This window comes from [Clostridium] hylemonae DSM 15053, from assembly GCF_008281175.1.
In the GTDB taxonomy this organism is placed as follows: Bacteria; Bacillota; Clostridia; order Lachnospirales; family Lachnospiraceae; genus Extibacter; species Extibacter hylemonae.
This window is the reverse complement of sequence record NZ_CP036524.1, coordinates 686,433-699,853: the sequence shown is the minus strand read 5'-3', so window position 1 is coordinate 699,853 and position 13,421 is coordinate 686,433. Positions and strand designations below refer to the sequence as shown.

Sequence of the window (13,421 nt, the reverse complement as noted above, 5' to 3'; positions counted from 1 at the left end):
TAGCGGCTGCTTTAAATTTTCACACACCCAAAATTTCTGCAGCGCATCCCCAATACCGAATCTCCAAAAGTTCTGAATGTCATATCTGCTGCGAAATAGCTATTTTTAAAACAGAAAGGAGCGGCATGAGAAAACAACCAAAAGTAATCCCATGCCGCAGCCTGTCGCCGATACTTACCCCTGATACTTCCTTCCTGCAGGATATGTCCACTCATAGCGGTAAGCAAATCTGCTTTTTTTGTTGGTATAAACACATTAAACAATATCATTCTCATAGTTACTATAAAACCCAATCATCTTGTTTTCAAAAGTTCCTATTACCAATGCTCTATCAAGAAAAGAATTGTATTCATCACAACTTGTCTCAGGCAGCAATACACAAGAATGGCATGCCCCAAGATTCAATGAATCTCTCCCTTGTCCGTTACTAGTAATACAAACCGGATCATTTGCACATATTTTTGCATTTGCAATAGCTTTTCTAAAAATATGTGGCAAGCAGTCATGATATCCTTGTCGTACTAGACCACCAAGGGTTCCCTCCGAGTCTCCTCCCGCAGTATAGACTAATATTCCCGCCATTGGCGTTTTATACGAATTAAAATAAATTCGTTCTCTTAAAGAAGCCGCCGAATATCCACATTCAAAACTAAGTTCACGTATAAGTAGATGTGCTAATGTATGTAAAAAAATAAACTGAGGAGATAAATCCTTAGCAATAATCCCTCCGTAAAAAGATTTTTTAAAATTATCTTCAATTATTTTAGAACGCACTAATACCTCCGGACAACCAGATACCCATCGTTCAAGTTGACTTTTATCAAACTCTAAAAATATGCCTTCTCCCCGAACTTCATACGCCGGAAACCAAGACGTGTCCGGCTCCTTAGATGATACAAATCCAAAAGTATCTTTACCTAAATCAGATGCACCCGGAGGATTTATTCGTGTAAATCCGGTCAATGCCCTTACTTCACGCACTTTATGTACTAATGTAACACGTTCTATTCCCGGAATATGATATTGATTCACATCCATATCTTCTGTTATAAAATCACCAGTCAATAAATCATTCTTTGGTATTTGTCCCGTTAATGCTTGAAATTCCTCATAACGGTAATCCGAACTATCGGTAGCATAATTTTCCTGTTGAATAATTTCCCATTTACGAAAAAGAATATTTTTAACAGTCAGCGGATTAGCAGATATTTCAATTGCAATCTTACCCGACCAATTATCAATTTGTTTTCTAATTCTTTCTTTCCGCTCCGCGTCATCATCATCTTCCATTTTAATAAGACACTCATGATAAGTTTTTGATTTTTCGATATCCAAATTTACTCTATTTGAATACGGAGGTATAACCAATGAACTGGCAATTTTAGGATAGTAGACGGAAGAAGCACCCCGTTGTCTTGCAATTGGAAATTCATCGCACATTGTATGCTTATTTTTCCACGGCATATTTCCTGTACATTTATATGCATCACCCATTTTTTCAAATATATCTTTATCAAATGCTCCTTGCATAGATGCCCTTGCGTTACAATTGGTACATTTGATAAGCAGACCCTCCAGCCCTGCCGAAGCAGTGGGAGATGTTCCAAAAGTAAGTTGAGGGTTAGAACAAATATCTTTACTACCATTTAAATTTTTATTGTGAACCCAAGCAACCCAAGGGAAATCATCTATATGGCCTTTTTCACAAGCAACTATCACCCTCGTAGCAACAAGGTCTTTCTTACATTCTGTACAATAAGGTTTTTTCATGTTGTAGTCATAATCCCCAGGAACCTTTTTGCGTTTTGTTCTATATTCTTTTATCCAATCGAGAATAGGCATAAAACGCCTACATTGTGGACAAAAGTACCATTGTGGAAATCTGACATAAGATATCCCTAAAGAATGGTTGGCTTTTCCTCCTGGCATACCGAAATATTGAACGCCCAGTGCTTTTTCCAACCGTTCATCATGAATGACATCTATTTGGTCATTCCAAAATTCCGGTGAAGCTGTCATTAAAGTTTGATCCGGAAAATCTATCATAGCTCCCACTCCATATTGTAAAACCGCCTGTGCACATCTTACCGTATGAGTAACATTATTCAACTTTTCTCTATTGGTTGTCATTCTATTCCTCCCAAGTGATTATATTAGCAGCTATACTTTGGTCAACATTACGCATTGATATAAGAGTCTCCTTTGCGTTATCATCTCCTCCACTGCTGTAGACTTTCATGAGCCGCTTGTCCAATCCTGTCGGCTGCTTGAACATAAACTGATCACCATAAAAGAAATGCTCTTTTTCTCCAATGTTTAGTCGCTCTTGCCATTCGGAAAAGAACATTCTCATCTCTTCCAAGATATCCTGTGAATTATCCTCCATTTTGTATGACAAACGATTATTAATGTCCGCAACCCTTTTAAGTAGAATTCCCTCTATTTCTTTAACATATTTATCCGAAATATCAAAGTTGGCGGCATCCTTGTCTTTACCAAGTCCATATAGATGTCGAATAAGCGATACCATGACCGCATGTAGTCCTCTATCACGTGCAGGCTTTGAAAAAGGAGTGACCCCCGTAGGTTCAACAAACCGATAAAAAGATTCATGATAGGCTTTAAACTGCTCATAATGTGACCTATCTCTACTCTTTGATCCATCATACAACACCAAAGCACTTCCCGGAAATGTACGACCGATTCTACTTGAGGCCTGAATATATTCACTCGTTAATTTTGGTTGTCCCACCAGTAACATAACATTTAGTCGTGCAACATCAACCCCGACTGAAATCATATTTGTTGCTAACAAAACACTTATCGGATATTTCTTTTCAGCTTGATTCTTCTCCGAATATTCCAGATGTTCAAGCCTATCAAGGGTTTCATTTAATTGGGTGGTAGAGACTCGGCTGGTCAGTTCACTAGCAGCTCCTATTTGCCTGACATTATTTCGTCTCCCAAAGCGATACCCTAGCCTATGTATAAAATCCTTCACATCATCATCAATAAGTGTGGAACACTTTCCCAAATCACGAAGGCTATTAAAATATACGGCCAACGTCCAAAATTTATCTTTTACATAATATTCACAATCCAACATATATACTCTCTGCAAAATTGACGCAATCGTCCGTACTTCCATCATTGCTTTTGTTTTTCCAGCAGGCATAATTCCCAAATAGCATCTGCCGAATTTATCCGTATCTTCTTTTGCAAAGAATGAATCTTCCGCATCAATACCAGGTGATGGGAATTGTTTTACTTCCCTATTATATAATTGTGAGCATTGTTCCTTGGCTCTTCGTATCGTTGCGGTAGACGCAATAATTTTGGGGTTAATCCCTTTAGCCGAACACAACTCGTCAATTGCAGTTTCGTACAAACCTACAATCGTGCCGAGCGGACCCGAAATCAAATGCAACTCGTCCTGTATAATTAGCTCAGGAGTCCGATTTTTAGAATTAGTAGCAAAAAAAGAACCGGTGTCTGCTTTCCAAGGAAGCATGGCAAATTTATCAACCGTTCCAAAAAGAAGAGATGGAGGATTTTTATATAATTCCTCATCCACAATCTGTATTGGTAGAATTGTCTCAAATTCACATCCCACTTGTGTACAATGCATATAAAAAGCTTTACCATCACGCATTTTATAGCCCCAACTTCCGATAATCTTTTTCTCTTTTATATCTTTAACTAATTTAGTGCCACACCAAGGACATTTTAAAATTTGAAATTTATGATGTCTATCTTTTATCTCTCGCAAATCCCTTAACCCGGCAGATACTAATTCATTTATGTGTTCCAAAGCACCATCTTTATTTCCTGGATTTGAATTGCGATTAGGTGTGTGGTTACCTCCAATCCATAAGCCTATTGTTATTTTTTCTTTTCCAAGTGAATATTTGGGATATTTATTTTTAATTTTGGTACAATCTTTCCTAATTGACTCACAAGCACATATAAGAGTAGCAGCACGCACAAATTGCTGTGAAGCCAATAATCGAAGAGTATATCGCATAATTACCGTTGTTCCATCAGACACCTTGAGATATGACAATTTACGGTAAAAAATTGTAAATGCCGTCAAACCAAGGTATGCCTCCGTCTTTCCGCCTCCTGTAGGAAACCAGATTAAATCAACAAGGTCTCGTTCACTATGTTCTGGGTTAACTATTGAGGTAATGCTCATCAATAAAAACGCAAGCTGAAATGGTCGCCATGCCGGTTCCTTTTCATTGACATAGTATTCTTCCGCATGATAATAATTCAACGATTTCATCCTATTCTGAAGCTCCATATCATCGGGATAAGAATCTTTCGTTTGAATGTTACTATGAATCCGTTGCATAAACATAGCTCTATTTGCAAGCTGAAATGCATCGAATGCTATCTTATCATGCAACAAAATCTCTAAACCCACAAGCATACGGTCTCTGGAAATAACACATTCTTCTATATGCCTTAAAGCAATTGATTGTAAATCTGAATCCAACTTATCCGTCTTATCGCCTATCTCACTAATCCAATTACTATACGCATCTACAAGCGTATGCATAGCATTGACCTTCTCAGCCTTCGGCAAATTATCTAAGTCTGAAAGATACTTCATCTCCAAAGCCTTAACAGAAATTTGTGAATCATCAATATCAAAATTCATAGGAGGAACTTCTTTCATTGGTAAGAAGTCATTCCACAATATCCCCAATCCGGATTGATCTATCTCCCAATCGACAGAAGTTCCATGCCCGGAAGCATATACTTTTTTGTTGCGATAAAGTAAGGAAAGAGACTTTTCTTCCGCATCACCATGAAAATCGTTACCTGTATAATCACAAAAGCGAAAATTATTTTCCATACTATTTATTGTTATTCGAGGCTGAAAAATAGAGTTTCTGCCATTGTAACTCCCCACTGCCGTGTTAGTAAGCATGACTGTAATAGAATACATATGATTATTAATCCTATTTTTTATGGCCATTATACTTAAGTCTTGCTCATCTATTTTATTTTTACTTCCTATAGAATCGGTAAACTTTATGGTAACCATTCCATCAAATGACTCCTTCCCCTTTTCCGGGTGTGGAATTCTATGAAATCCTTTTTTCATTTGATCACAAAGACGATATGCACAGTCTATAAAATTTCCATCTTCCGTTTTATCCATTTCATAGATTCGATACACATCTTTTTTATACATTGGTTTCTTTAGATATAAAATTTTGTTCTCTGAGTCAAATCCTACATATTCTTCAAAAACTTCAGGAATAATATACTGTTCATGAGCGGGTTCAAAAGGTAATTTACAATCTTTGGCCGAATTACTCATATAAGTCCCAAAAGATATCGCACATTTTAATTCTGATATATCTTTATCAATAAAAAAAGTATATCCCATCGAAGATGGCTGCAATTGTGCGGACAATGAAATTTGTTCATCTAATGTCTCCATCTCCGCATCTTCACCATTAATGTTACTGTTTCTATGTTTACAATCATCCTGTCCTTCATCATCATATTTACCAACTAATAGCTGTTCCAGTTCTTCCTCCAACTCTTGCCGCTCTACTTCAACAACTCCTTTATCAGGGGTTGTAACATCATTATCAACTTCCATACAGTTTTTCTGAGGATATAAAACACCTACTCCATATCGTGTCTCCGGAAGATCCGTTATAATTTCATGCTCCGCATCCGGCACTGAATACTCTGATCCAGGACCTAATAACTCTTTCTTCATTTCCGACAGAAATTTTTGTCTTGTTTCACACATTAAATCAGACATACTTCTCATTTGTATTTCTCCTAACTTTTTAATTGAGGACGATTAGTAAAATAAGATGGAACTGACATCACGCTTCCGGTAGCATCCTTTCCGTCTAAAATTTGAGCAACTTGATATATTTGTATCGTATCTGAAATATCACCAATAATATCATTAAGTAAAACATCTAACTGTTTACCTTGACGCCCATGCTTACCAAACACATACTTTCCAATATACTTTAATATTCTAATGCGTAAAGACCGAATTTCATCACAAGCATCTCTAAATATCTCAGGCGATTCTAGCATTTTATCATCCTCGGTTAAAAGAGCAATCTCGTAAAAAGATTCTTCATCTCGCGGTCCAACAATATGAGCATCTTCATTCAACCAAGTACGCAAAGTTGCCTCATGCTTACCTTTTCCAAATTCTCTCATCCTCTCTGCTAATTGGCGATATGTAATTTTCTGATCCGAAATATAAGTTTTAAGCACGGTTTTCCAATGCTTGGAAAGTTGATACGCAATTCTCAATTGCTCCGGACATTGTTTATCAAAGATAATTCTCTTAAGCAAAACATCTATCATATCCTTTGATTGTTCATCTCGCTTGGCAAAAACAAGTTCATCACCTTCGACCAATTCGGAAACAGACTTCTCTTCAATTTGCCCATTATCATGATTTAATACATAAACCTCAAAATAACGCGTCAGGAATGCAGTTTCTCCTGTTATGAAGTTAATTATTTTAAATACTTCCGACATACCGTTTTGAGTTCCAGATTTCAATTGTGACGCAAATGCGGTAATTGTTGAGAGTTCTAATTTTTGAACAAATAAATCCAACTCTTCTTCAATTCCATTGTTGCACTCATCAAATTCCATTCTTGCTTCTTTTAAATTTATACAAAACAAATGATTTCGAGAATTATAGTATGTATATGCGTTTTCAATAGCACGACTTATGTGTGCTAATAATGGTTCTTCAAAAGAATATAGCAATACTTTTAAATCATAAGCTTTCAAATTATCTAAAAAAATGGATTCTTCTTTTCCAAAAATGCCACATAATATCACTATACAATTAGTTATATCTTTTTTTCTTAAGTTGTTTGGTGTTACAACATCGATATTTTTAATATAACGACTATTTTTCCCTTTAAAAGAATAGTAAAAAGCATCTTTAAAATAAACCTTAGGCACCACTAAAAGTAATTTTTTTTCAAAATTATATGTAGTTATGCTATCAAAAATATATTGAAATTTACTATTTTCATAGTAAGTATTCAAAAATAAATTCGACAAATCTTCCCTTGTTTGTTTTACTTCATTTTCATTAATTCCTTTATAATTTTTACTATATTCATTTATGTAATTCATTTTAGTTGATGGACCATAATTTTCAAAAGCTTGTTTGTTAGAAATCTTATCTAAATGTGATAGCGGAAATATAGAAAATGTAATAATCTTCAGTAAAGAATATGCTGCAATAACAAATTCGCCCAGCTCTCTGTCTTCTGCCCTTGATAGTACAAATAAGTTTTGTTTTAATTTTTCATAGTTACCTTTTTCAATTGGGCTTTGGCAATTAATATAATCAATATTATTATTCACTAAGGCTTTTATACTCTGGTTCAATTTTGCATTTAATCCATTACTAGTAGCTATATCAACCACTTCAAAGCAATTCAGTGCCTGCGGTGTTGACGCAAATAGTTTCATGTCCGGATATTTACCTAATAAATCGGTTCCTGCCATTTCAGTAATTTCACTTAACAAAAATACATGTGCAAGTGATTTGCGCTCTAACAAATCTGTTAATTCTGTAATGCTCTTTCTAAAATACATACCACCACAAACACATAAACTTGTGATATTGTTTTCGCAGTCTTCAATTATTAATTCTCTTGCAATAGATATTCTTGGCACGAACTTTAATACCGGTTCAAAGCGGTAAGAGTTACCTGCATAATAAGTTACGTCATTTTGTGTATAATACGCTCCTGCAAATATTTCACACATTCGTATAGGTTTTTCATTCATATATGAAATTTGTAAATCGTTCATAATGGAGTCCGCTAAAATTTTATCACAAACAATAACAATAGAACTCGTCAGTAATGGATTAATATTTTTTTCTTCATCATTTAATAAAAAACTATAAAATCTTTTTTTAATTGATAAATTAGTTCCTATACCTCTACTCCCAAGCGTTTGTGCATTACCATAATAAGGGGTGATTTTATAATAAGAAGAAGGGGGTAAATACTTTCTTCCACCATCTTTCAATTCAAAAACGGCCATTTCTTTCTTAGAAATATCAAGAAATTCCATTCCTTGAAAAATTGCCAATTGTTCTGTTTTTTCTGATAAAATCACTTTATCACCTTTATTTATCGAGTGGATAATATCTATCTTATCTATTGAATCTTCATACAAATTTGATAAAGCATTCAAAATCAATCCTAATATTGTAAAAATCTCCGTTCCAGGATGCAAAACTAAACATCTTTGATAATCTGTATTAAAAGATGATGTTATGAATTCTATATATGCATTGAGAAATTGATTACATTCTATCTCTTCCCCTTTATATAAAATACGAATACGATTAATTAACTTGAATATGTCCGTCCTCAAATTCATAACAGGTCCCCTTTTCTTAAGTTACTCCTTTAAAAACTTATTTAAAATGTCAATTAAATATTCTCTGTTACTCTTCTTTATCTGGCATCCCCAAATAATCAAATATTCCCATCCCTTATCACTAATTTCAGCATAATTTTTTTCATCTCTATCCCGATTGACCTCTATTTTGTTGATCCAAAATTCAGTATTAGTCTTTGGTAAAGCCCCACGTCTGCAATCATGCCCATGCCAAAAACAACCATTTATGAAAATAACTTTTTTCTTCGATGGAAATACAATATCCGGCTTGCAGTGAAATACCTTTGTCTGAAGTCTATACTTTATACCAAGTTCATTTAATAAACTACGAATGAATATTTCAGGTGCAGTATTCCTATTTTTCACTTTTTTCATAATAGCGGAACGTTTTGTTTGGTCAAAAATATCGGTCATAAAATACCCATCCAATTCTTTCTTTATATAGCAACTTTGTTTATAACAAAACAATGGTGGTAAAGCATTTCCTATCATTAATGCTAAAGAAGATAGTGACAACTCAACTGGAAACATAAAATCTCTATCAAAAGTCTGTAGCATTGCCGCTTCACGGGCTGTGATGCACCGATTTTCACTAGGATGCAAAAATCGCCCCTTTGAAGGATTTAAACATCCACCTGTTATAGTCGAGGACGGGGCATCCCACCTTAAACGTCCATATACATCATGAAAGCCGATATTTTCTTTTTTATGACATTCCAATGTATATTCTTCCGGCAGATCTTCTCGGCTTCCTCCATCCTTTGGTGTCAGACTAATTCTCTTCATAACCTCCGGCGTGTGATGGGGGTACCTTTTATGGAGTTCATCCGTTGTATTCTCCGGAGCTTCAATATTTCCAATAAACTCTCGAACTGTAGCCCCTACATGGTCACCATACGGAATATGAACTTTTTTTATTAAAGATCCAATCATTACAAGCCTTTTTCTATTTTGTGGAACTCCATAAGAGGCCACATTAACAATTTTAACCTCTACAAAATAACCTAATTTCTTGATTTTCTCCACTACAGATTGAAATGTACTATATTTCTCCAAGGCTGGAACATTTTCCAACATAATTGTAAGAGGCTTTAACTCTTTCACAAAACGTAAATACTCCAAAACTAGATTGTTACGTTCATCCTCTATATACTCGTCTCGATTAAGTCTACGAATAGAAGAAAACCCTTGGCATGGTGGACACCCTGCAAGCAAATGTAATACATCGCCTTCCAACAGTTCATAAATGTCCATTGAAGAAACTTGTCTTATATCTTTTTCAAATAATTTTATTTTATTACTTTTATAATTAGCACGATATGCACTTGCGGCATTTTTATCTATTTCAACAGCAGCTATAACATTAAAGCCAGCTTTAATCAATCCGGAAGTCATTCCACCACATCCGGAAAAGAGATCAATTGCATTATACTGTTCCATACATTCTTCCTTCTTTTGTTAAAATACTGTATACCAGTAATACATTTTTACCTACCATTCCTATTCACTTCAACAGATTCCCCTCTTATACCTAACACATCATAAGAATAAAGCTTTATTAAACAGCGTAAAAACGAATAGCCTCTTAAATCAAAGACCACTCCTCATTTTTTTATGCATTCCATACAATTTTTTATAAACCCCTTTTCTTCTATCTTAAGATTATCCCACATTCGCGGAATATCATTTTACTCTTCCGATAGATTGGGTATATTATCATCAACAGTAAAAATTTTTGAACAAAGTTCCATTATTTTATTTGGTATATATTCTTCTATACGCAAGTATTATACACCTCTTTTCCAAAGTATTATAATAACATTATAAGTGTATTATACCAAAAATAACAGTGCATCTTCCCTAATTATTTACTTATTATAAGAGAAGTGTTACGACAAATGATGTGCAATCTAACTAAGCCGTATTCCCATCTAAATAAACCTTTAATGTAATAGGAACTCATTTGGGAAATGTGCAATATTTCTTTTACTGCTTGATTAAATACCCGTCTCTACCTGATAGGGTGTAACCAGATCACTATCCATCATTACCTGTATCAAGCACATATTACTTTATTTCATCATAGGTTACTAAATCTCTGCCGTTATCAAATCTATCTCTTCAAGTTCAATTTAAACCCCAATAGATTTGGACAATTTTAATTTGGATAAAAGAACAATCGTCTCAACTTGCTCATTTTTGTCCAAACCTACTTCCACAACATGTTTAATGATAAAAAGCTGAAATTCAGTGGACTTAAGTTACTGATCATTATTCTAATTCTCCTATGGGTCGCAACCTTTTAAAATATCTAAAGTAGAAATTTCCTTCGCTCCGTTTCATTCATTTCTTACTTTTTTCAAAGAATCCTGATTACCGGCTCAACCATTGGTTTGTTTTACCTCTATACATGCCTATGGTTAAATATAGACGTGCACTTCTAGTTTCTATGGAATATAGTCACGCCATTACTTCATCGCCTACACAAAAACTTTTTATGTCTGCACACCACTTTTGAATGTTGGTTTCAATGTTTTGCTTCCCTTCCAAGTGTGCCAAAATATGTCTCTTATTTAATAAATAAATGAAACAAATAACTTCCTGTGCAGTCCTCCGTCGTTCTCCATCACTTAAAAAATACAAATAATCCACGTCATCCAAACTATTTGTTCTCTCTAGCATGTGACTATCACCATTAAGCACAAGCCTGTACATTAGATTTTTGAAGTAATCAATGTAATCTCTGTCTCCAATCTGTTGCAAAATCGTATCATCACAGGAAATCTCTGCTATTCCTTTTTTATACACAAATGTTGAGAATGCCTCCATCACTCGTCGCATTGAGTTTCCAACAATCAGAGCGTCATTTTCATTCTTACTACAAGCATAATCATATACAGTCTTTAAAATCTCAGAATATTCATTTCGCTTTGTATAATTGAATGAAATAATCTCTTTGTTTTTCAATTCACAACAAGCATATGTAACTTTCTTTTTTCCGTTGCTTTCTTTCTTATATTCGTTGCAAACGTCCTGTCCAATTTTCTGAAGATCATATAAACACTGAATATCATGTGTCATTACTAGAATTTGGCTTTCTGGATTAGTTTTAACAATATCTGCCAACTTAGCTTTCAGCAGTGACATAATTCCCACTTTGTTTTCAAAATCAAAACTTGATACGGGATCATCAATAACAAGGATTAGTTTTTTTGAATACCCGTCTTTCGCCTCCTGATTCATAATCAGTTCTGTAAAAAAGTAGCATAAAGCAATAATATTTCTTTCACCAACAGACACATTGTTAGGCTTTACTGCCTTTCCATGAGCATACAATACATATTTATCTTCTTCAACTTTGATTTCTAATCTATCCTTTGAAAAGAACACATATCTGAGACTTTTATTAATCAAGTTGACTGCTATTTTTATATTTTTCTTTCGAGATTTTAGGACATTCAGCTCATCATTGAGATTTTTGATTTTCTCGTCAGATTCTTTTAATGCTTCATCAGCGTTCCTCTGATCCTCCAAGGCTTGCTTCAATAACTCAATATCCCTAGAAACCTCACAATGTGCAATGGCTGCATTATCAGTTGTGAGATTTCTTTTAAGCGTTCCAATTTTTTTAACTGCATTGTTGTAAGTTTCTATTTCCTGCTGCAACTTAGTCCTAAACAATTCATATTGTTCAAGTTTATCAATCAGGTAGCTCTCAAAACCAGTAATAGGTGTATATGGATGGTTAATCTTTTTAAGGATAATTTCTCGTATCTTAAATATCTCCTTATTGATTTCTTCCACTACATCCTTACATTTTATATAATTAGGTGAATTCAAGACATCCATGCCAGAAAAATCTATGTTCAATTCCTGTATAATGCATTTTTTGAGGTTTTCCTCATGAATATCAACTTCTTTCGATAATACTTTCTCTATGCTGCCAATCAAATCTCGTTTACCTTGATCCGAGATTTCCTGAAAGCAAAAAGGACATTTCTTTGTTTTTTCTTTCGAAAATACTGACTTCATTTCATTAATTTGCTCTAATTTCCCGTCATCAATTAGCTGAAGAAGATATTGCTCACGATCTGACAACATCGGTCTTTCAACTTTCTGTGAAAGAAGATTTTGCAATACCTTTTCATTATATGGAACATTCAATTTCACAGTACTTCTAATCTGAGCCGCTTCATTAGCTATTACCTGACTTAATAGTTGAAGATTTTCTTCATAACGCTTTCTCAAATTTGACAGTGTTTCGGCAGGTCGCAACGCAATAATAGAATCAATTACTTTACCCGTAACGCTGGCATTGCGTTTTCCATTATTAATAATCTTTTCTCGTTCAGCCCAATGTCCATTTCCAGACAGTCCGAGGTTAATCCGAAATCTACAGTTGCTTGGAGACTTTATATTATCTCTGTCTTTATATTCGCCAGCAGCTGTTTTAAATTCTGCATTTCTGTTAGATTCAGCTTCAATTCTAAGTTCCAAATCCAATATTTTATTTTCAAGATTACCTAACTCACCCAAAAGAATAATTGCATTTAGCCCATCATCTCGTATTTTTACACGCGAACTCACATAATCTTCATTAAAAACATGAATACACTGAGTATCCGTAAAAGCCATACCTTTTTTATCAAGTAATGTAGCTTGGACTATTTCATCAACTACATCCCCCTTTGCCTTACGCACAGCATTAGAAATTGTACTCTTTCCGGAACCATTTTTTCCGTAAAGAAGTGATATTCTGTCTTCATTCATAAATAATTCCAGCTCTTTTTCTTCAGTAAAAAAGCCTCCTTTAAACTTTATCTTTTTTAACATCTTGTCCTCCCCTTTAAAACATTTGAAAATGTCTAAACACATCTTTTATTGCCTCTTCTTTTTCTGTTGGACAAATTGGTTGTTTTAAACCATTATTTTTAGGTTTGTTTTAATTCCCCCTCTCAATAATCCCAAACTTCTGCTTTACCTGT

5 protein-coding genes are annotated in these 13,421 nt (G+C 34.5%); all 5 read right to left on the bottom strand.

Annotated elements, in window-relative coordinates:
- Positions 1–255 precede the first annotated feature (255 nt).
- Positions 256–2,130 (bottom strand): DUF1998 domain-containing protein, encoded by a 1,875-nt coding sequence (gene drmB / locus LAJLEIBI_RS03255; protein ID WP_006444818.1) that lies wholly within the window; start codon positions 2,128–2,130, stop codon positions 256–258.
- 1 nt (position 2,131) lies between these two features.
- Positions 2,132–5,797: a helicase-related protein gene (locus LAJLEIBI_RS03250; RefSeq protein WP_205689585.1), complete on the bottom strand. Its 3,666-nt coding sequence runs from the start codon at positions 5,795–5,797 to the stop codon at positions 2,132–2,134.
- 11 nt (positions 5,798–5,808) lie between these two features.
- Entirely contained in the window at positions 5,809–8,415 is a 2,607-nt protein-coding gene (locus tag LAJLEIBI_RS03245) for a DrmE family protein (protein WP_006444816.1), read from the bottom strand.
- A 21-nt stretch (positions 8,416–8,436) separates the two neighbouring features.
- Positions 8,437–9,876: a DNA mismatch endonuclease Vsr gene (vsr, locus tag LAJLEIBI_RS03240; protein WP_006444815.1), complete on the bottom strand. Its 1,440-nt coding sequence runs from the start codon at positions 9,874–9,876 to the stop codon at positions 8,437–8,439.
- Between the two features lie 1,020 nt (positions 9,877–10,896).
- A complete protein-coding gene (locus LAJLEIBI_RS03235; RefSeq protein WP_147570521.1) occupies positions 10,897–13,269 on the bottom strand; it encodes an AAA family ATPase in 2,373 nt (790 codons plus the stop codon).
- Positions 13,270–13,421 lie beyond the last annotated feature (152 nt).

Bases quoted from the DNA above. Each gene is read 5' to 3' on its own strand.
- drmB (WP_006444818.1), bottom strand. From the start codon at position 2,130: ATGACAACCAATAGAGAAAAGTTGAATAATGTTACTCATACGGTAAGA.
- LAJLEIBI_RS03250 (WP_205689585.1), bottom strand. From the start codon at position 5,797: ATGAGAAGTATGTCTGATTTAATGTGTGAAACAAGACAAAAATTTCTG.
- LAJLEIBI_RS03245 (WP_006444816.1), bottom strand. From the start codon at position 8,415: ATGAATTTGAGGACGGACATATTCAAGTTAATTAATCGTATTCGTATT.
- vsr (WP_006444815.1), bottom strand. From the start codon at position 9,876: ATGGAACAGTATAATGCAATTGATCTCTTTTCCGGATGTGGTGGAATG.
- LAJLEIBI_RS03235 (WP_147570521.1), bottom strand. From the start codon at position 13,269: ATGTTAAAAAAGATAAAGTTTAAAGGAGGCTTTTTTACTGAAGAAAAA.